The 21,728-nt window shown below is 39.3% G+C and carries 21 protein-coding genes; 1 reads left to right on the forward strand and 20 read right to left on the reverse strand.

Going from position 1 to position 21,728, the window contains the following annotated elements; genetic code table 11:
- Positions 1 to 115 precede the first annotated feature (115 nt).
- The 12 genes from H7U04_RS08900 to H7U04_RS08955 form a co-directional block, all read right to left on the reverse strand.
- A complete protein-coding gene (locus H7U04_RS08900) occupies positions 116 to 2,116 on the reverse strand; it encodes a CAP domain-containing protein (RefSeq protein WP_110981454.1) in 2,001 nt (666 codons plus the stop codon).
- 260 nt (positions 2,117 to 2,376) lie between these two features.
- Positions 2,377 to 2,868, reverse strand: a complete 492-nt coding sequence (gene queF, locus H7U04_RS08905; RefSeq protein ID WP_003097375.1) for a preQ(1) synthase — start codon at positions 2,866 to 2,868, stop codon at positions 2,377 to 2,379.
- A 122-nt stretch (positions 2,869 to 2,990) separates the two neighbouring features.
- Positions 2,991 to 3,707 carry a 7-carboxy-7-deazaguanine synthase QueE gene (queE, locus tag H7U04_RS08910; protein ID WP_022496683.1) on the reverse strand — a complete coding sequence of 239 codons (717 nt, stop codon included), beginning with the start codon at positions 3,705 to 3,707 and terminating at the stop codon, positions 2,991 to 2,993.
- Positions 3,700 to 4,143: a 6-carboxytetrahydropterin synthase QueD gene (gene queD, locus H7U04_RS08915; RefSeq protein WP_022496684.1), complete on the reverse strand. Its 444-nt coding sequence runs from the start codon at positions 4,141 to 4,143 to the stop codon at positions 3,700 to 3,702. The genes queE and queD overlap by 8 nt, the downstream gene beginning before the upstream one ends.
- Complete coding sequence (gene queC, locus H7U04_RS08920; protein WP_004182407.1) at positions 4,143 to 4,796, reverse strand: 7-cyano-7-deazaguanine synthase QueC; 654 nt, start codon at positions 4,794 to 4,796, stop codon at positions 4,143 to 4,145. Before queC ends, queD begins: the two co-directional genes overlap by 1 nt.
- A gap of 177 nt (positions 4,797 to 4,973) precedes the next feature.
- Positions 4,974 to 5,354: a RidA family protein gene (locus H7U04_RS08925; protein ID WP_002891112.1), complete on the reverse strand. Its 381-nt coding sequence runs from the start codon at positions 5,352 to 5,354 to the stop codon at positions 4,974 to 4,976.
- A gap of 352 nt (positions 5,355 to 5,706) precedes the next feature.
- Positions 5,707 to 6,906: an MFS transporter gene (locus tag H7U04_RS08930; protein WP_073690085.1), complete on the reverse strand. Its 1,200-nt coding sequence runs from the start codon at positions 6,904 to 6,906 to the stop codon at positions 5,707 to 5,709.
- A gap of 109 nt (positions 6,907 to 7,015) precedes the next feature.
- Positions 7,016 to 7,423, reverse strand: coding sequence for a hypothetical protein (locus tag H7U04_RS08935; RefSeq protein ID WP_048790403.1), 408 nt, complete (start codon positions 7,421 to 7,423; stop codon positions 7,016 to 7,018).
- Between the two features lie 26 nt (positions 7,424 to 7,449).
- A complete protein-coding gene (gene asnS, locus H7U04_RS08940) occupies positions 7,450 to 8,796 on the reverse strand; it encodes an asparagine--tRNA ligase (RefSeq protein ID WP_002891115.1) in 1,347 nt (448 codons plus the stop codon).
- Positions 8,797 to 8,832: 36 nt separating this feature from the next.
- Positions 8,833 to 10,014: a pyridoxal phosphate-dependent aminotransferase gene (locus H7U04_RS08945; RefSeq protein ID WP_021144043.1), complete on the reverse strand. Its 1,182-nt coding sequence runs from the start codon at positions 10,012 to 10,014 to the stop codon at positions 8,833 to 8,835.
- A gap of 4 nt (positions 10,015 to 10,018) precedes the next feature.
- Entirely contained in the window at positions 10,019 to 10,501 is a 483-nt protein-coding gene (locus tag H7U04_RS08950) for a DUF5590 domain-containing protein (protein ID WP_021144042.1), read from the reverse strand.
- A gap of 157 nt (positions 10,502 to 10,658) precedes the next feature.
- Complete coding sequence (locus tag H7U04_RS08955; RefSeq protein ID WP_201059696.1) at positions 10,659 to 13,145, reverse strand: bifunctional DnaQ family exonuclease/ATP-dependent helicase; 2,487 nt, start codon at positions 13,143 to 13,145, stop codon at positions 10,659 to 10,661.
- Between the two features lie 95 nt (positions 13,146 to 13,240).
- Here H7U04_RS08955 and H7U04_RS08960 point away from each other — a divergent pair, with 95 nt between their 5' ends.
- Entirely contained in the window at positions 13,241 to 13,873 is a 633-nt protein-coding gene (locus H7U04_RS08960) for an MBL fold metallo-hydrolase (RefSeq protein WP_037600743.1), read from the forward strand.
- Positions 13,874 to 13,977: 104 nt separating this feature from the next.
- Here the strand turns inward: H7U04_RS08960 and H7U04_RS08965 are convergent, their stop codons facing one another.
- From H7U04_RS08965 to H7U04_RS09000, 8 genes are all read right to left on the reverse strand, one after another.
- Entirely contained in the window at positions 13,978 to 14,934 is a 957-nt protein-coding gene (locus tag H7U04_RS08965; RefSeq protein ID WP_004184107.1) for an ABC transporter permease, read from the reverse strand.
- A gap of 1 nt (position 14,935) precedes the next feature.
- A complete protein-coding gene (locus tag H7U04_RS08970) occupies positions 14,936 to 16,003 on the reverse strand; it encodes an ABC transporter permease (protein WP_073689919.1) in 1,068 nt (355 codons plus the stop codon).
- Positions 15,996 to 17,534 (reverse strand): ABC transporter ATP-binding protein, encoded by a 1,539-nt coding sequence (locus tag H7U04_RS08975; protein ID WP_073689920.1) that lies wholly within the window; start codon positions 17,532 to 17,534, stop codon positions 15,996 to 15,998. The genes H7U04_RS08970 and H7U04_RS08975 overlap by 8 nt, the downstream gene beginning before the upstream one ends.
- 115 nt (positions 17,535 to 17,649) lie before the next feature.
- On the reverse strand, positions 17,650 to 18,714 hold the full coding sequence (locus H7U04_RS08980; protein WP_277619197.1) for a BMP family lipoprotein: 1,065 nt from the start codon (positions 18,712 to 18,714) through the stop codon (positions 17,650 to 17,652).
- Positions 18,715 to 18,781: 67 nt separating this feature from the next.
- A complete protein-coding gene (locus H7U04_RS08985; RefSeq protein WP_037600840.1) occupies positions 18,782 to 19,180 on the reverse strand; it encodes a cytidine deaminase in 399 nt (132 codons plus the stop codon).
- On the reverse strand, positions 19,167 to 19,829 hold the full coding sequence (gene deoC / locus H7U04_RS08990; protein WP_022496692.1) for a deoxyribose-phosphate aldolase: 663 nt from the start codon (positions 19,827 to 19,829) through the stop codon (positions 19,167 to 19,169). The genes H7U04_RS08985 and deoC overlap by 14 nt, the downstream gene beginning before the upstream one ends.
- Before the next feature lie 33 nt (positions 19,830 to 19,862).
- The gene (locus tag H7U04_RS08995) at positions 19,863 to 21,140 is read right to left on the reverse strand and encodes a pyrimidine-nucleoside phosphorylase (RefSeq protein ID WP_110981456.1); all 1,278 of its coding nucleotides are present in this window, start codon (positions 21,138 to 21,140) and stop codon (positions 19,863 to 19,865) included.
- A complete protein-coding gene (locus tag H7U04_RS09000; RefSeq protein ID WP_110981457.1) occupies positions 21,137 to 21,727 on the reverse strand; it encodes a class I SAM-dependent methyltransferase in 591 nt (196 codons plus the stop codon). The genes H7U04_RS08995 and H7U04_RS09000 overlap by 4 nt, the downstream gene beginning before the upstream one ends.
- Position 21,728: the final 1 nt, after the last annotated feature.

Below are 21,728 nucleotides of genomic sequence, written 5' to 3' on the forward strand. Positions count from 1 at the left end.
CTTTCTAGGCTCTATTATACCATATTGAAAGCTTAAACGTTCAATAGATAAAGGAAAAGAGTCCAAGACTAACCTCAGACTCCTCCATTATTGGGACAATTAATTTAAACTCTTCTTATTGGTAATTTAAAGTCCAGTAGTAAGTACCGTCACCAGCGACAACACAAGCTACTGCTGCTTGAGTAGCATCTGGACTCATGAGAAGTTCACGAATACCACTACTCAACCATTTATTGGCTACAACTGAACCATCAGATTCACGACGGTAAACAATACCATCACTGTTGTAAGTGTGTGAAATATCTTTGGCATGTGGAAGGGTTGTGCTATTGTAAAGATCATCAGACCATGTAAGTGCTGGCAAACCAGCAGCTGTACGTTGAGCATTGATTTCATTAAAGGCAGCCTTAGCTGAGTCAACTTCAACATAATCAGAGTTTTCAGTTGGTTCTACATGATAAACAAATTTAACATAACCAAATTCAACATCACTATATTTTTTGTCGTCAACACCACTCTTAAGGTTGGCTGTAATAACATAGTCACGTGCCCAAGCACTACCCTTAGAAGCATTGAAGTTATCAACATCTTCAATTTCCCAAGTGACATTACAATCCCAGCCAGCATTATCTAAGAATTTTGGAGCAAAATTCTTAATAACATAATCTTTGAATTCATCCACATTTTGGAATGGAAGAGCTTCACCAGCTTTACCAGTACCAACTACATTTTCAGAATACAACTTAACACTTGATGCATTGTCATCGTACATGTATTCGTCGTTTCCTGCTGGTTTATGGAAATCTGGATCAAGCTCAGGGTCATCATTGGCAGTACCATTGTAGAGTTTCCATTTACCATCAACCCATTTGTAGTAACCATCGATACCACGCGCATTATCTTCATCTGTCAATGCCACACGGTAGTAATAGGTACCGTTGTCATCTACAAATCGTGGATCTGAATACATGCGATAATCTGTTGGTGGCAATGTTGGTTTTGGCAACTTATCATAGTCAATGTTTGTTTCAGGCGCATACAGTGGTTTTTCAAGTTCAGGAGCTTCAGAACTTGTTTCTGATGTTGAACCTGTCTCAGAAGTAGCAACTGAGTCTGAGGTAATTACTGAAGTTGAACTACCTGTTGAAGCAGCATCTGAAGTTGTGGCAGAGGTTGAATCTACAGTTGACGCTACTTCTGAACTTGCTGATGAAGTTGAATCTACAGTTGACGCTACTTCTGAACTTGCTGATGACGTTGAATCTACAGTTGAAGCTACTTCTGAGCTTGCTGATGACGTTGAATCTACAGTTGAAGCTACTTCTGAACTTGCTGATGAAGTTGAGTCAACAGTTGATACTGCTTCTGAACTTGCAGACGAAGTTGAATCTACAGTTGAAGCTACCTCTGAGCTTGCTGATGACGTTGAATCAACGGTTGATGGTGCTTCTGAAGTTGCTGATGACGTTGAATCAACGGTTGATGGTGCTTCTGAGCTTGCTGATGACGTTGAATCAACCATTGATGGTGCTTCCGAAGTTGTTGGAGCTTCAGAATCTGTGCTTGAAGCCTTGACAAGCACCCACTTACCATTTGAATAATAGTAATAATCACCATTATCTTTCAAATAATAGTGAGTACCATTTTCATAACGGTAGTGAGGGTCATTTCTCAAAACCTCATAACCTGTCGTTGGTGTATTGTTAGAACCACTATTGTTGTTATTATAGTCGCCACCACGAACCCAACGACCGTTATAGTTAACATAGTAGCTACCATCACTCAAGATGTAGTACAAATAGCCATTGCTATAGCGATAAGTACCTGATTCATTGTAGTTGTTGTAACCAGGATTATAGTTGTTATAGCCGTAATTATAGCCATAGTTATAGTTTGGATAGTAATTATTGTAACCGTAGTTATAGCCATAATTGTAATTATAGCCTGGATAATAGCCATTGTAGCCGTAGTTATAACCATAGTTTGGATAATAGTTGTTATAGTAACCTCGGCCATAATAACTATCGGCCTGTGCATGATCATTACCAACTACCGTTGGTGCTAATATTGCTGCCCCTAAAACAGCGCACGAAAATAGACGTAAACTTTTTCTCATTGTCTTCATCCCCTTTTTTAAAAACAAATATACCTTTTATAAGCAAGCGCTTACGCTTCTGTTTTACTTTAATTGTAGGAGATAATACTTCTATTGTCAAATTATTTTAATAATAGAACTTTCTAAGAACAGACCAATAAAAAACTAACAATGACCTTACTTTTACTTGTAAAAAATGATTAATCAGCTTTCTTTTACACCCTAAAGACAGGTGTTTAACAAAATAAAAAAGCCCTTAACATAAGGACTTTAGCATGATATTAACGATTATCAATATTTTCTGGGTAAAGATCGTGATTAAAAAGACGTTGCTCTGCCATCTTTTCATACTTAGTTTCTGGACGGCCATAATTATAATAAGGGTCAATAGAAATACCACCACGAGGTGTAAATTTACCCCAAACTTCTAAGTAACGGGGGTTCAAAAGCTCCACCAAATCTTTACCAATGGTATTAATACAGTTTTCATGGAAATCTCCGTGATTACGGTAACTAAAGAGGTAAAGCTTTAGAGATTTAGACTCAACGCACAGCTGGTCTGGAATATAAGAAATATAGATACTTGCAAAATCAGGTTGGCCAGTAATAGGACAAAGTGACGTAAATTCTGGACAGTTGAATTTGATAAAGTAATCATTATCAGTGTGACGATTATCAAAAGACTCCAAGACTTGTGGAGAGTATTCAAAAATATAAGGTGTCTCCTTATTACCAAGGAGAGTGAGGTTTTTCATTTCTTCTTGTTGTGACATTTTTCTTCCTTCGTTATTAATTTTTCTAGACCTTTATATAGTCGATTTTTAATCTTAATTTCTAATCTTAATCATCAAAAAAGTCAAAATACTATCAATTCTAATCTTATAGACTGTGAAGATTAGACACCACGCTCATTATCATAGAGTAGGGTATGAAGCTGAGGGAGGACACGCACATTGCCCCACGAATTATCAGCAGCTACAGTCTCCCATAGTTCTTTTAGGCGATTTAATTGATGTTGGACAATATTACCCTCTGCTTTAGGTTCAGGATTACCAGCTGAAAGAAACATGACATCTGGCTGATAACGTTCCTGAATCATTTTAGCAAAGGCTAAATCTGTATCATCGAAAACAGGAACCTTGAAGGTAACTTTATCAGGATCAAGCTGAGAAACAATAAAGTCAAGGGTTTCCATATTGACTTCCATCTTGGATGATGGCGGTTTAGGACTTAAGGTTACTTGGTCAATTTCCTTTAGCCACTCCTGCCAGCGAGAACCCTGTGTTTCAACGGCCAGGGTTACGCCTCTTGCCTTGAGTTTTGAAACGAGTTCAGCCATATTAGCCGCTAGCAGAGCTGGGTTTCCTCCAGATAGAGTAACATAGTCGTAAGTTCCTAGCGCATCCAAAGCTTTAATGACTTCGTCAGCTGTCATACGAGTTGGCTTTTCTGAACCATCCCAAGTGAAGGCAGAATCACACCAATCACAGTGGTAATCACATCCTGCTGTCCTTACAAACATGGTTTTTTGACCAATTGCTCGCCCTTCCCCTTGAAAGGTTGGTCCAAAAATTTCAAGCACTGGTAGTTTGAGTACACGTTCTCTAGTCATCCAACCACTCCCGTCTAAACTCTGCAAAGGCTGTTGGTGTTTCATAAAGGCGTACATATTCCAAACGAAGTCCTCTCTCCTCTGGCAGATGTTGACTCGTCATCTGGAAAATCCAGAAAACCATATTTTCCGCAGTTGTGTTCATATAAGGCAGAGTCTCATTGAGATAACGGTGATCCAGATGAGGTTCCAAATGATCCTTGTAAATGCTCTTAAGGTCACCAAAATCATAGGTCATGCCACGCTCATCCAAGTAACCACTCACTGCTATTTGAAGATGGTAGGTATGACCATGAAGCGATTTGCATTTGCCTTCATAATGAAAAAGATGGTGGGCAGCATCAAAAGTAAACTCTTTAGAAACCATTGTACGGTGAGAATTGTAAACCAAAGACTCACCTGTTTCTTTTTTGATTTCTTTCGGTGCAAAGAACATTAAGCTTCTCCTCTTTCTGCTAGATATTTTTCAAGTCCTTTTTGACGCAAATGGCAGGCAGGACATTCCCCACAACCAGTCCCAATAATACCGTTATAGCAAGTTAGCGTTTTTTCACGAACATAGTCGAAAGCTCCAAGTTGATCAGCCAAAGCCCAAGTCTCAGCCTTATCTAACCACATGAGAGGAGTTTGGATAACGAAATCATAGGCCATGGCAAGATTAAGTGTAACATTAAGCGATTTGACAAAAACATCACGACAGTCTGGATAACCGGAAAAGTCTGTCTCACAAACTCCCGTAACAATGTCAGTGATACCACGTTGCTTAGCTAGAACAGCTGCAAAAGAAAGGAAAAGATGATTACGCCCGTCCACAAAAGTATTAGGAACTTCTCCTTCTTCTGCCTCAATCTCAATATCAGATGTTAGGGCATTTTCAGTAATTTGACCAAGCAAAGACATATCCAAAACATGGTGTTTGAGGCCTTGTTCTTGTGCAATCTCTTTAGCTACTTCAATTTCCAAGCTATGACGTTGTCCGTAAGCAAAAGTAACTAATTCAACTGTTTCATAATGTTTTAGAGCCCAAAAAAGGCAGGTAGTAGAATCTTGACCGCCACTAAAGACGACCAAAGCTGATTGACGTTTCATAATATTCCTCTTTATTCGTGATGTTTGAGACACATAAAAAGGCTCCTTGAGGGAGCCAAAAAAAAAACGCCAGTAATGGTTTTTTTTAGCGATGGTGTCTCCCAAACATCGAAAATGATTTATCTTTAATAGTTTATCATAGTTGAGAAAAAAAGAAAAGAGCCAAAGCTCCCTTCCTTAATCAATCTCAGCAATAACTTCGATTTCAATTTTAACATCTTTTGGCAAGCGTGCCACTTCTACTGCAGAACGTGCTGGAAAATCAGATGTAAAGGCAGTTGCATACACTTCGTTAAATGGAACGAAATCGTTAATGTCACTTAGGAAGCAAGTTGTTTTGACAACGTGGTCAAAGTCTGTACCAGCTTCTGCCAAAATAGCCCCAACATTTTTAAGAACTTGTTCTGTTTGTTCTTGAATTGTTTCGCCAATGATTTCACCTGTTTCTGGTGACAATGGTACTTGACCAGAAGCGAACAAAAGATTGCCAACGATTTTACCTTGAACATAAGGACCGATCGCTGCTGGTGCTTTATCAGTATGAATAGTTTTTGCCATGATAGTTCTCCTTTGACTAATATGTTGCTATTATAACAAAATATTCTGAAAATTGAAACATATAATTCCAAAAAGAAAAGAATCAGCACTAGGCTAATCCTTCTCCTACTATTTCAGATACTTTTTGACATAGCTATAGTAGTCTGGTTTTTCTTTTTTATTAAGTGCAAAGAGCATTTGACCTAAAGATTTCACACGACTCGATTCTTATTGTAAAGGATGTGCCTACTTTACCACAATTTATCAGATAAAAAAACTCTCCCTGCACAGCAGAGAGAGTTCGTTCGGATTTTGTTAAGCAAGATGCTATTATCCAATTTAAACTTATGTAGACTAATAAAAGTCTGGAATATTAATCCATCTTTGTCCCTTTATTTATTATCTTGCCCATTTTCCACAATCCAATCAGTAAGAGAGGGAAAGAGAATAGCGTTACAAGGCCTAGGATGATAAAGACTACTACAAATCCATAACTATCGATGAACCAACCCGTCAGTGGGAAGATGACAATCATGGATAGACTAAACATCATCGAATTGATGCTCAGCATGGTTGCCCGTACACTGGATGGTAAATAGCCTTGTAAATCATTGTAGTAAATGGGTTGATAAACCGCATAAAGTGCATTGGTCAAGAGATAAACACTTAGATAGGCGAATGGAGTTCTCAACCATACCAACAGCAAGGCCAACCCTGTCAGCGCAACCAGAATTGGAAAGACTTGATTGCTATTCCATTTTTTCCCGATTTGACTAGCTAGATAAACAGCTAGAAGATTTAAGAGACTACCAACAAGCATGATGAGCGATACTTGCCAACTGGCTAGGTCACTGATTTTCTGTTGGTAGTAAAAATAAAACATACACATGATGGTTCCTAGCAGTTGATAGGTGAGCATCCAGTAAAATAAGACCGGTTTCTCCTGCCATTCTTGTTTCACCACCACCAATATCCGTTTTAAGGTTAAGCGATCTCTTTCATCACTCTTAGTTTCTGGCTCCTTCATCAGAAAAATCAAGAGAATGGAAACTAATGAAAGGCCAATCGCAATATGATAGGTCAAGGCCAAGGCTCCGTGAACAAAGAAACCAGCAACAACTGTACCTAGAGTTCGGGTGACTTCTGCCACACCAGACAAAAAGCTAGAAATCTGAAGATAGCGGTCCTTTTGACCTGCTTCAACTGCTGAATCATATAAGAAAGCCGTACTGGTCCCCGAGTCAAAATTGTAAGACCAAGCATTGACCATCATGGCAATCGCATAGATCCAAAAATTTCCCTGACCAAGTAAGATCAAGACAGAGGATCCAATACTGGCCAAGCGAGCCAAATAGAGATTGGTCTTGTAGCTAAACCGATCGGCCAACATACCTGATGGAATCTCACACAAGAGACTTGTCCCATGAAAGATACTTTCTAGTAAACCGATTTGAAGTAAGGAAAGACCATTCTGAATGAAAAATAAAATCCAAAAACTGGTGATTCCAAAATAAGATGTGAATTCCAGTCCTGCTAGAAGTGGAATATTGCCTTTGTAAGTTCTTTTAAACATCGTTTTCTCACTTTCAATATGTAATTTGATTGTTTCTAAAAGACTTACTTAGAGTTGCCTACATTTTCCTCACCTCCTTAATTTAAAATAAAAACGCCAGTTGGCGTTTTTATTTCAGATACTTTTTGACATAGCTATAGTAGTCTGGTTTTTCTTTTTTATTAAGTGCAAAGAGCATTTGGCCCTTAATGGGTTCTTTCTCATCATTTGGTTCTAGAAAGAGAGCAACCTCTTTGGATTTAGTTGGGAAAAATACCGTATAAGTCGTCTCTTTCCCCTGATCTTTTACTTTTAGCGAATAATAGGTAAAGTCATCTTTAGACTTGGGACCATCCACTGTATAGTTATAATCCTGCTCACCAATCTTGACCTTATCTTTCTTGAAGACAATCGTATAATCCTTCTTTAAGGCATCTTGTGCCTGCCATTCACCCTCTAGTGAGGGAGCAGACTTGCTACAAGCTACCATCGAAACCATACAAAGTAAGGCCCAAAGACCAAGTAACCATCTTTTCATACTTTTGCACTCCTAAAGAATTTTACTTATGGTTTGATACGGTGCAACATACGTGGGAATGGAATAGCCTCACGGATGTGTTTTGTTCCAGCTACGAAAGTAACCATACGTTCAATACCGATACCAAAACCACCGTGTGGTACTGAACCATATTTACGAAGGTCAAGGTAGAATTCGTATTCTGAACGGTCCATTCCGAGTTCATCCATTTTAGCTACAAGAGCATCGTAGTCATCTTCACGCATTGAACCACCGATGATTTCACCATAACCTTCTGGAGCCAAAAGGTCTGCACAAAGAACGCGTTCAGGATTACCAGGAACTGGCTTCATGTAGAAGGCCTTGAAGCTTGCTGGATAATTAACAACGAATGTTGGAACACCAAAATAGTTTGAAATCCAAGTTTCGTGTGGTGAACCGAAGTCATCCCCATGTTCGAGGTGCTCGTAGTCTGTATCTTCGTCATTTTCATGAGCTTGAAGAAGGTCGATAGCTTCATCATAAGACACGCGCTTGAATGGCTCAGCAATGTATTTCTTAAGAAGATCTACATCACGTTCAAGGATTTCAAGAGCTTGTGGCGCACGATCAATAACACCTTGAATAAGAGCTTTAACATAAGCTTCTTGCAAATCAAGTGACTCATCATGTGACAAGAATGAATACTCAGCATCCATCATCCAGAACTCAGTCAAGTGACGACGTGTTTTTGATTTTTCGGCACGGAAAACAGGACCAAAGTCAAATACACGACCAAGAGCCATGGCACCAGCTTCAAGGTAAAGCTGACCAGATTGGCTTAGGTAAGCAGGTGTACCAAAGTAATCCGTTTCAAACAATTCTGTTGAATCTTCAGCTGCATTTCCTGACAAAATTGGACTATCAAATTTGATGAAACCATTTTTATCAAAGAACTCGTATGTTGCGTAAATAATCGCATTACGAATTTGTTGGACAGCCATTTGTTTACGTGAACGCAACCAAAGGTGACGATTATCCATCAAGAAGTCAGTTCCGTGTTCTTTTGGTGTGATTGGATAATCATGTGATTCACCGATGACTTCTACTGCTGTCACATCCAACTCGTAACCAAATTTTGAACGTTCGTCTTCTTTGACCACACCAGTCACATAAACTGATGTTTCTTGGCTAAGGCGTTTAACAGTATCAAATTTTTCAGTACCTTCTTCTTCACCGTATTTTTCGATGAAGTTAGGTTTGAAAGCTACCGCTTGGAAGAAGGCAGTTCCATCACGCAATTGAAGAAAGGCTAATTTTCCTTTACCTGATTTGTTAGCTACCCATGCACCGATAGTGATTTCTTCGCCCACGTGTTTAGGCACATCAATAATTGAAACTAATTGTTTAGACATGTAATTACTTCTCTTTTCTTTTGATCTATATTAATTCTATTTTTCCATAAAGGCTTTGATTCGACGGACTGCTTCTTTCAAAGTATCTAAGTCTGTTGCATAGCTAAGACGAATATTTTCAGGTGCGCCGAATCCTGCACCTGTTACCAAAGCGACTTCAGCCTCTTCAAGAATAGCGTTTGTAAAATCATTAACATTTGTGTAGCCTTTGATTTCCATCGCTTTTTTAACATTAGGGAAGAGGTAAAAGGCACCTTGAGGTTTGATGACTTCAAAGCCAGGCACTTCAGCTAGAAGTGGATAAATCGTATTCAAACGTTCCTCAAAAGCCTGAAGCATTTCTTCGATAGAAGACTGATCACCAGTTAAGGCTTCAATCGCAGCATATTGAGAAACTGCTGTAAGATTTGATGTCGTTTGACTGATAATCTTAGCCATACCTGAAATAATTTCTGGATCTCCGACAGCAAAACCAACACGCCAACCTGTCATAGCATAGGTCTTGGAAACACCATTAATCACGATTGTTTGCTTACGAATGGCATCTGAAAGACTTGAAATTGGAGTAAAGGTGTTCCCATTATAGACCAAACGGCCATAGATATCATCTGCTAAAATCAAAATATCGTGCTCAACCGCCCAGTCACCAATTGCTTGCAATTCTTCCTTACTATAAATCATTCCTGTTGGATTTGATGGAGAATTAAGCAAGACAACTTTAGTTTTTTCAGTACGGGCCGCTTCAAGTTGTTCAACCGTTGCTTTAAAGTGATTAGCTTCAGTCGTTTGGAAAGTGACCGGAACACCTTCAACCATTTTAACTTGGTCTACGTAAGAAACCCAGCAAGGTGTTGGAATAATGACTTCATCACCAGGATTGATGACCGTAGCAAAGAAAGCATATAAGATAAACTTCGCACCAGTGCCAACAACAACCTCATTTGGATTTACAGCATAGCCATAGAAGTTTTCCATGTAAGTGCTAATCGCATCCTTAAGTTCTGGAAGTCCAGAAGCTACGGTATAGAAACTTGCCTTACCATTTTCAATAGAGGTAATAGCAGCATCTTGAATGTTCTTAGGTGTTACAAAATCTGGTTCACCAAGTGTCAAACTCAAGATATCACGTCCTTGAGCTTTAAGAGCTTTAGCACGCGCACTGGCAGCTAAAGTGACACTTTCTTCCATTTGTAATACACGATTTGATAATTTTGTCATTTCATTATAGTCCTTCCACTTTAATAACCTGACCTGAGATAAAATCAACCAGATAATACTGGGTTCCTGACTTCACTTCCCAAATAGGAGTTTTGCCATATTTTCCTAGGTGGACATAGGATATATCCTTAGCACCATAGGCCTTAGCAGCTTTCTTGGCCACTGACTTACTTATACCATCAGATTGCTTGTAGATATCAACCTCACCTGAATCATGACTCACGATAACGGCCAGTTTCTCACCTTGACCAGACTTTCCAAGAAGTCCGTAATAGGTAGCCTCACCATGGTAGATATCAAATTCAGTAACAGTCTTAATATCTGCTTTGCTCTCTGCTATGGCAATAACCTTCTTTTCAGCGTCTATATAAGGCTTAGTCGCTACAATAAGAATAGCAGTCAAAGAGGCAATTAAGGTCACAACGATTACAATTATTCCAAAAATGAACTGTTGCTTTTTGGTCCAGGGTGAACGTTGTTTACGCATAATGCCTCCTAAAAAAGTTTCTGAATTTATTATATCAGAAAATGATAAATCTTTACATAGCAATATAGCTAGTATTGAGCAATTAAGTCTATCTTTTTTATAAGTCAGTAAAATTTATAAAACCTAAGTAATCTTAGAAAAGGTTGGTTTTTAAAAGTTAACTTTCTTTTTCTAAGAAATCCTGAATATCCTCTTTGACTTCTTCGAACTTAGCGTGCTTAAGCGCAACTTCTTGTGTCACTTCTTTTAGAAATAGTTTTCCATAACTCTTAACGAGCGGGCGATTATCCATAAGAAGAATAGCTGAACGCTGTTCTGGACGTCTTTGAGCACGCCCGATAGCTTGTTTGAAACGTAAAACCGTCATGGGAAGACTGTAACTATCAAAGGTGCTCTTTCCTTGCTTAGAAAACCAAAATTCAATCTTTTGATAGAAAGGATCCTTAGGATTGTCAAACGGCAGACGTGCAATAACCTCGATTACCTTATCTTGTTGGGCAAAGTCAACACCTTCCCAGAATGACCCCATACCAAGAAGGAGATTGGTCTCACCTCTATCAAAACGTTTTTTGACATTAAAAGCTGTCCCATTTTTCTCTTGAGTTAGGTGACGAACTTCCCTATGATCCAATAAATCTGAAACAGCCATCATACTCTTTCGAGACGTGAATAGTACTAAAATTGGATATTCCATTTCAGATAGCTTCTGGAGACGTTTTGCAAGAGCAACTTCATACTCTTCCTCAGAAGAAACACCAATCATAGGCATACTTTGATCAATCCAAATAGCTTGATTGGGTAAAGTGTCCATTGGGAGGCTAACCTTGCGTACCTGATCTAAGCCCAACAAATCAGCCACATCTACATCAGGTCCCACATCAATAGTTGCTGAAACAATTATCACTTTTTGGGCACTTGGTAGATAAGCAGAAAGCTCTAAGAGCTCTTTGCGTGACGCCTTTAAATAAGTCACACGATGTTCTTGATAATAATCTGTTTCAAGCCAGAAATGGCTGTAAAGCGGTGTCTTCAGTGGAGACAACATCTCCATCAAATCACTTTCACCTTCCAGTTCAGAAATGGTTTGTAGCAAACGATCTAATTGCTGGCGATTATACTGCTTCTGAGGAAATTGTTGATGTTCTTGGATTAGATGGCTAACTTCAAACTGCAAATTTTCGAGCAAGCGTTGTTGAAGTAAGGTTTGACTACCACTATCAAGAATTCGATGAATATGTTGCAACAGGACAGTAAGATTGACTTGATGACGTGAAAATTGTTCCAAAGCCAGCACCATTTTTTGTCCCTCATCAATCACAAGAGTCTTTCCTCGAACAAAATCATGATCATCTTCCATACGCGTCAACAGATAAGCATGGTTGGTCACAACTACCCTAGCTTCCTGGGCTTTTTGATAGGACTGTTGCCAGAAATCATATTCGGCAAAAAGACTATCAGCTTTTAACTTACCATCGTGCTTAATCTCATCAAAATAAGCCATATAGCGCTGTTTTTGTCTGATTTCGTCAAGATCCCCTGTCTCTGTTTCAGTCAACCACACCAAAAGTTGCATTTTGTAACGATTAACCAAACGGTTACTATCCTGACGAAGTAAGGTTTGGTAGAAGGCATCTAACTTGATATAATTCTGAGGTCCTTTGAGACTATGAAAGTTAATATTAAAGACATCCGATAATGCTTTAGCTTCCTGATTCATAATCTGATTTTGAAGGAGCTTGGTCGGAACAGCCACCACCACTTTATCTACATCAGACTGTGCCAACAAGGGAAGCAAATAGCCATAGGTTTTCCCGATTCCAGTCTGAGCCTGAATCATGGAAATATCAGTATTATCAAGCTCCCTTCTTACTGCCTCAGCAAACTCTCTTTGTTTAGGTCTTGATTCCAAATCTAAGAGAGCAATATTGGTATCAAAATCTTGAGACAGTTTTCGTTCTGCCTTATAAGTCAAAGGTCTACGAAGAACAATTCCAGATTCTTCAAGCATGACATATTCTTTTGAAAGGCCTAAATTTTGACCTCTTATAGCATCACGAATAACCAACTCAGTCTCAAAAAGAAGATTATCTGAAAAGGTCAAAAGCATCTCAATGGTCTGTCTAGGTAAGCTGGCAATCTTATCCATCAAATGAAACAAAAGCTGTCCGGTCGCTCTCGCATCTTCAATAGCCGTATGGGCCTGAGCTAGGTCAAGATTAAGAACCTTGGATAAATGAGATAGCTTATATTGTTCTAACGTCGGATAAAAGACCTGAGCCAATTCGACAGTATCCACACGAGGAGTCCTTAGTTCGAAGCCCTCCATGAAAAGTGCCTCTGCAAGCAAATTGGCATCAAATTTAACATTATGGGCAACAAAAATACAGTCCTCAATCAGTTCAAAAATTGTTCTAGCAATTTCTGAAAAATCTGGTGCTTGGGCCAACTGCTGATCGGTAATTCCTGTTAAATGAACAATGTGCTCATCGAGTTCTTGGTGTGGGTTAACATCACTCGCAAATTCGTCAACCACCTGACCATTTTGCATGATAACAATTCCCACCTGTATAATACTAGCCGTTGACGAAGCGGAGGTTGCTTCCAAATCAACAATGGCATATTTATTCGTGTTTTTTTCACTCATAGTGACCTTATTATAGCATATACAAAGCACCAAAAAAAGACAAAGCCATCATTCTGATATTGGAAAAAGCCTGAAATTCGTGCTACACTAGAACTATGAAAATAAGACGAATTTTAAATCCTGTTGCTCAGGAAAACACCTATATTTTAGAAAACGATACAGCCTGTCTAGTCATTGATCCAGGAAGTGATACTTCTGCTATCTTAGCTGAACTTAAAGCAATCGACAAACCAGTTGCTGCTATCCTTTTGACACATACACACTACGACCACATTATGAGTGTTGAGGCAGTCCGTCAGGCTTATAATCCTCCTGTTTATGTTACTGAAGCTGAAAAAGACTGGTTGATGAGTCCTATTGATAATTTATCTGGACTCCCACGTCACGACGATATGGAAGACGTTATTGTCAATCCTGCAGAACACTACTTCGATTTTACTGAAGATTATAACATCAAGAACTTTCAGTTTAAAGTTGTTCCAACTCCAGGACACTCTATTGGAGGTGTTTCTTTTATCTTTGATAGAGAAGAAACTGTATTTTCTGGTGATGCCCTCTTTAAAGAAACAATTGGACGCTGGGATCTTCCAACAGGGAACCACGAACAATTACTCACTAGTATTCAAGAGCAACTTTTTACACTTCCTAACCACTACAAAGTTTTCCCAGGACATGGATGGGATACCACTATTGGTCACGAGAAGGTCTTTAACCCATATTTTTCATAAAAACAAAAGCTTGTCATACCTACTTTAGTGAGTATTGACAAGCTTTTTTATTCGAATAAAAAAGAAGGCCGATAGACCTTCTTATCTGAGACACTGTAGAGTGCCTATTTAGATTTGATATAGTTAACACCATCTGCTTTAGGTGCAACGGCTTTACCGAAGAAAGCAGCCAAGACAATAATTGTCAAGATATATGGTGCAATTTGCAAATACACATTTGGTACATGTGAAATGAGTGGAAGCTGTTTTCCAATGATTGCCAATGATTGTGACAATCCAAAGAACAAACTTGAGAGCATAGCTCCAATTGGACTCCAACGACCGAAAATCATAGCAGCCAAGGCGATGAAACCAGGACCTGCAATTGTTGTAACGGCAAAGTTGTTTGAGATTGATTGTGCATAAACCGCACCACCAACACCACCAAGGAAGCCCGAAATCATGACGCCATAGTAACGCATACGATAGACGTTAATTCCAAGTGTATCTGCTGCCTGTGGGTGTTCACCAACTGAGCGAAGTCGTAAACCAAAGCGAGTCTTAAAGATGAGCCACCATGATGCTACTGAAACCAAGATAGCAACATATGCTACCAAAGAAACATTAGTGAAGAAAACTTTACCCAAGAAAGGGATATGATCCAAGATTGGGAAGGATACAGTCTTAAAGTTATGACTGATAGCAGGTGTTTGACCAGCACCATAGAGAACACGTGTCAAGAATACTGCCAAAGATGGTGCGATAAGGTTCAACACTGTACCAGAGACAACATGGTCAGCTCGGAAGTTAATTGTCGCAACAGCATGGAGCAATGAGTAGAGAACACCAACCAGACCTGCTACAATCGCAGCAATCCAAGGTGTCACATCTCCAAAACTTTCTGCAAAAGTCAAGTTAAAGAGAACACCTGCGAAAGCACCAATTACCATAATTCCTTCAAGGCCGACATTTACGATACCGCCTCGTTCAGAGAAAGTTCCACCGATACTTGTAAAAATCAATGGTGCTGAATATTTCAACATAGAGGCAACGATTAAGGCTATAATTGTAATAAAGTCCATATTAGTTTTGTCCTCCTTTAGCTTTCACTGATTTATGACGAGGGCGAACCCAATATCTAATGATGTAATTAGCACCAACAAAGAAGATGATCAAGGCTGAAACAACATCGATAATTTCAGGTGGAACACCAATCATACCACTCTTACCAATAGACAAAACACCATAAAGAAGGGCGGCAAATGGGATACCGATAGGTGAGTTAGACGCTAAAAGCGCAACCGCCATACCGTTCCAACCGATAGCCAATGAAGCGTTTTGAACGAAGACATTTTGGAATGTACCAAGTCCTTCTACTGTTCCTCCAAGACCACATAGAGCACCTGAGATAATCATTGACATGATAATAACACGTTTAGATGACATCCCTGCATACTCTGAAGCATGAGGATTAAGACCTACAGATGTAATTTCAAAACCAGTTGTTGTTTTCTTAAGCAAGAACCAAACTAAGAAGGCAGCCGCAAGAGCTAGGAAGAAACCAATATTGAAACGCGAACCACCAGTTATTTGAGATAAGTACTCCGTTTGATAACTAGCTGAGGCTACAACCTTGTTAGAAGCTTCTGAAGAACGCAACATTTCAGCTGTAAATCCAAAGCGAATAATATTGTTTGCTACATACAAAATGATGTAGTTCATCATGATGGTAACAATGACCTCACTAGTTCCCAAGTAAGCACGGAGAATACCTGGAATAGCCCCAGCGATACCACCTGCAACCAGACCGATTATGACTGTACAGATAACTGAAATCACCTTTGGTAAGTCAGGGAATGACAAAGCAAACCATACGGCAGAAACCCATCCTGCCAAGGCTTGTCCTGGCAAACCAACGTTAAAGAAACCTGCCTTAGATGCAACAGAGAATCCTAGTGCAATCAGAATCAGCGGACTCATGGCACGAAGAATTTCACCAATATTTTTCAATGAGCCGAAGGCCGTTGTGAAAAGATCATAGTAAGCCCAGAATGGATCGTAACCGAAAATCAACATCAAAACGGCTCCAATCAGCATTCCCAAGAGGACAGCAATTAAAGGAACTGCCCAATTTTGTACTTTTTTAGACATTTGCTTCCTCCTTATTCAATTGTCCACCAGCCATAAGAATACCAAGATCTTGCTTATTCGTTTCAGCAGGATCTAGAATTCCCTGAATTGCACCATCATAGATAACCGCAATTCTGTCTGACATATCAAGAATTTCATCCAATTCAAAGCTGACAACAATCACAGCCTTACCTTTATCACGTTCTGCGATAATACGTTTACGGATGTACTCAATGGCACCAACGTCAAGACCTCGAGTTGGTTGACTTACAATAAGAAGTTCTGGGTCACGGTCAATCTCACGAGCGATAACAGCTTTTTGTTGGTTACCACCTGACAATTCACCACCAGCAATTAACTCTCCTGCACCACGAACATCAAATTCTTTCATCAATTCACGCGCTTTAGCATTGATGACATTATAGTTCAAGATACCATTCTTAGAATTTGGCTCTTTGTAGTAGGTTTGAAGAGCGATATTTTCAGCAACTGTCATTTCAAGGACCATACCATCACGGTGACGATCTTCAGGAATATGGCCAACACTCATTTCAGTAATCTGACGAGTTGTCTTATGAATAATAGATTCACCCTTGATGGTAATATCACCTGACTTAACTTTACGAAGTCCTGTAATCGCTTGGACAAGTTCTGTCTGACCATTGCCATCGATACCGGCAATACCGATGATCTCACCAGCACGAACATCTAATGACAGATTTTTTACAGCAGGTATTCCTCGGTTCTCGTTAACCACCAAATTTTTAATAGAAAGAACAACTTCTTTTGGATTTGAAGGAATTTTCTCTGTCTTGAAGGAAACCTGATGGCCAACCATCATTTCGGCTAAGTCAGCATTTGTTGACCCTTCAATCGTTACCGTATCAATTGATTTACCACGTCTAATGACAGTGACACGGTCAGAAACTGCTCGAATTTCATCCAACTTATGGGTAATCAGAATAATCGACTTGCCTTCCTTAACCAAGGTCTTCATAATGTTTAGAAGTTCAGTAATTTCAGACGGAGTCAATACCGCAGTCGGCTCATCGAAGATCAAAATATCAGCCCCACGATACAAAGTCTTAAGGATTTCAACACGCTGTTGAGCACCAACAGAGATATCTGCAACTTTGGCAGTTGGATCTACCGCAAGACCGTATCTTTCAGAGAGTTCAGTAATTTCCTTGATAGCCTTCTTCATATCAAGGACACCACCTGCTTTAGTTACCTCACTACCCAGGATGATATTTTCAGCAACTGTAAAAGCTTCAACCAACATAAAGTGTTGGTGAACCATCCCAATCCCCAGTTTCGTTGCTTTAGATGGTGAATCAATCGTCACCTCTTGTCCTGTAACCTTAATGGTACCGCTCGTAGGTTGCAAAAGACCTGAAAGCATATTCATTAAAGTTGACTTACCTGCACCATTTTCACCGAGGAGGGCATGGATCTCTCCTTGTCTCACATCAAGATTGATATGGTCATTTGCCACGAATTCACCAAATTTTTTGGTAATATCGTGCATCTCAATGACATTTGGCTTCGTCATACAATCTCCTTCCAAGAATAATTTTTATTTCAGCAAAGGGAATCATTAACTGCTTCCCTTTGCTGAGACAAAAATTTGTCTCAGTCTAAGTTCTATAAAGACTTATACTTAACTATTATTTGCTAAGACCATCAGTTGGTTTCAATTCACCATTCTTGATTTGTTCTTTAGCTTTTTCTACTGCATCTTTGATATCTGAAGGAAGATTAGACGTTACAATGTCAACACCACCGTCTTTGATACCGTAAGTCTTAGTTTTACCACCTTCGAATTTATCGCCTTTGACTTGTCCGTTAGCAATATCTTTAACAACTGTACCAACTTGTTTGATTGTTGAAGTCAAAACAAAGTTAGATTTTTTCTTGTCTGAAGATGTATAATTACCTTCTGCTGTTTGGTCACGGTCAACACCGATTACCCATACTTTCTTATCGCTTTCAGCATCAAGTTTTTCGTTAACTTCTTTAGCAGCTGTGAAGACACCAGTACCAGTACCACCAGCAGCTTGGTAGATTACGTCAACGCCTGAAGCATACATTGTTGAAGCGATTGTTGTCCCTTTAGCTGCATCAGAGAATGATTCAGCATATTGAACTTGTACATCGATGTCAGGTTTTACTGACTTAGCACCAGCTGTGAAACCAGCTTCAAAACGTGTAATTGTGTCTGATGTTTGACCACCGATGAAACCAACTTTATTTGTTTTTGATTGCATAGCTGCTGCGATACCTGCAAGGTAAGCACCTTCATTATCGGCAAACAAAACGCTTTCAACGTTCTTTTGGTCTTTAATAACATCGTCAATAATTACATAGTTCACATCTTCGTGTTCTTTAGCTGCATCTGCTACTGCATCATGAAGAGCAAAACCAACACCAAAGATGAGATTGTAGCCTTGACTTTGTGCTGAAGACAAGTTTGTTGCAAAGTCAGACTCTGAACCAGATTGGAAGTAATTGTAGCCAGAATCTTTTTCAAGTTTGTTAGCTTTACCCCAAGCTTGAAGACCTTCCCATGCTGATTGGTTAAATGATTTATCATCTACCCCACCAGTATCTGTAACGATAGCAGCTTTAACTTTAGAATCAGCTGATGATCCACCGCGTCCGCCACGAGCACATGCTGCAAGACCAAGTGCTGCTACAGCAACAAGGCCAAGACCGATAATTTTCTTGTTCAATTTCATCTTGAACACTCCTCCTATAACTTGCAAGAAAACTTGCTTAATAAAGAATAAAACAACTAGACTATTGTAAGTCTGTAAAAGAGTATGGTAACAACTCTCCGACTGTCATCTCGACTGTCGATTTATCTTCAGCGATAAGAATCACTTTAGAATCGGATTTAAAAAACTCAGCCATCACTTGGCGACATGCACCGCATGGTGATATAGGCTCTTTGGTATCACCGTAAACAGCGAGACACTCAAAATCACGGTGTCCTTCAGATACCGCTTTAAATATAGCCGTTCTTTCTGCACAATTGGTCAATCCAAAAGAGGCATTTTCTATATTGCAGCCTTGAAAGATTTCTCCATTTTTTGTAATCAAAGCCGCACCAACTCTAAACTTAGAGTAGGGAACATAGGCATTTTCAGCTGCCTCTTGTGCTGCATTTATCACTTGCTCTTTTTCAATAACTGTCATGACTTTCTTGCCCTTTCATTATGGCCACTCCTGACGAAGTACCAATACGGGTTGCACCAGCTCTGATAAAGGCTTGAGCCGCCTCAAGTGTACGTGCTCCACCAGATGCCTTGACTCCCATAGTAGGACCCACAGCTTCTCGCATAAGTTCAATATCTTCAATGGTAGCACCACCAGTAGAAAAACCTGTAGATGTCTTCACAAAATCTGCACCTGCCAGTTTTGCTAATTGGCAAGCTTCGACCTTTTCTTCATCAGTCAATAGACAAGTTTCAATGATAACCTTTACAAGTTTACTTCCACTAGCTTCAACAACAGCTTTAATATCGTCTTCAACTAATTTAAGATTTCTAGATTTAAGAGCACCGATATTGATTACCATATCAATTTCATCCGCCCCATTGGAAATAGCATCCTTGGCTTCAAAAGCCTTAACTGCTGAGGTCGATGCTCCCAAAGGAAAACCAATAACCGTACAAACTTTAACAGAACTATCTTTTAGCAATTCAGCTGCCGTTTTGACCCAAGTTGGATTAACACAGACGCTGGCAAACTCATACTTCTTAGCCTCATCAATTAAGGAAAGAATCTGTTCTTTATTAGCATCAGCTTTTAGTAAGGTATGGTCAATATAGCTATTAACAGACATAAACAAACTCCTTAATTAGATTTGGATTAAGGCCTAAGAAATAATTTTTAATATTTCATTTGGCTTTTTACACACTCTACCAATAATAACATTTTTTTCGAATTCAGTCAGCATTTTTTCAGATAAAATTTCTTGGCTATAGACCTTGGCAATAAGGTCTCCTTGAGTCACAGAATCGCCAACTTTCTTTTCAAATACAATTCCTGTTTCATAATTAAGACTATCTGACTTCGTAGCTCGACCTGCTCCTAATTGCATGGCAAATTTCCCAAATGCCATAGCAGGTAACTCTTTAATGTAACCTGTTTCATGAGCATGAATATCTGTCACGACAGGAGCACTGGTATGACGATAAAGATCGGTCAAATCACCACCTTGAGCTTGAATGAGTTCTTCAAACTTAGCAAGAGCTTTTCCACCCACTAAGTGCTGACGAATCTCTTCCTGACTAGCTTCAACCTGAGCTAAATCTAATAGAATCTCAGCCAACTCACAGATAAAGTCAGTGATATCTTCACGTCCCCTACCTTGCATAATTTCAATAGCCTCTGTGATTTCTAAACGGTTACCAATAGCCTTACCTAGTGGCTGGCTCATATCTGTAATAACTGCAATCGTTTCACGATTGACCTCATGACCTAGTGCAACCATGGTTTCAGACAACTTCTCAGCGTCAGACATATTTTTCATAAAAGCGCCTTGACCAACAGTAACATCCAGTAAAATCTTATCAGCGCCTGCTGCAATCTTTTTGGACATAACAGAGCTTGCGATTAGAGGAATGGAATCTACTGTTGCAGTGACATCACGCAAGGCATAAAGAAGTTTATCAGCCTTAACTAAATGCTCAGACTGACCAATGAGGGAAATTCCAATGTCTTTAACTTGCTGAATGAACTCTTCCTTGCTACGCTCAACCTGATAGCCTTTGATAGACTCTAATTTGTCAATCGTTCCACCTGTATGTCCAAGACCACGACCACTCATCTTAGCTACTGGAACACCAAAGCTAGCTACAAGTGGCATAAGGATGATGGTTACCTTATCGCCAACACCACCGGTCGAATGTTTATCTACCTTAACACCTGGAATTTCCGACAAATCATATTGTTCACCTGAAGCAACCATATCAGTGGTCAAATCATGGATTTCACGAATAGACATTCCTTGATAATAAATTGCCATCGCCAGTGCAGCTATCTGATAGTCTGGAATTTTCCCAGACACATAGCCATTAATGAGATATGAAATTTCCTCTGTGCTTAACTCGCCTCCATCTCTTTTCTTTTCAATTAAATCAACGGTTCTCATATTTTCTCACTTCTAAGGATATAATATCCTTTATCCTTTTTAACGACTTCAGCATTACCAAACACATCCTCCATCTTAGCTTTAGCTGACGGAGCTCCTTGTTTTTTCTGAATAACAATAGTTAGGTTACCACCTTGATTGAGATAATCATATGCCTCCTCAATAACTTGATGAACCACCTTCTTGCCAGCACGGATAGGTGGATTAGAAATAATATAGTCAAAACTTCCAGTAACATTTTCATAGACATTCGATTGGAAAATAGTAGCTTCAACCTTATTTCGTTCAGCATTTTGTTTCGCTAAATCAATTGCCCTACTATTGATGTCAATCATTGTGACTTTGACTCCTTGTACCTTGGCCAAACTAATACCAAGAGGACCGTAGCCACAGCCCACATCTAATAGTGTGTTTCCAGCTTCCAAATCTAATGCACTCAAAAGCACTTGACTTCCATAATCAATCATTTTTTTAGAGAAAACCCCAGCATCCGTATAAAACTGAAAACTTTCTCCTAACAAATTTACCTTTAAATCATGAATATCGTGAGCCGCATCTGGCGTCTCAGCATAATACATTTTTGACATT

Origin of the sequence: Streptococcus sp. 22.1, from assembly GCF_016648645.1 — a bacterium.
Lineage (GTDB): Bacteria > Bacillota > Bacilli > Lactobacillales > Streptococcaceae > Streptococcus.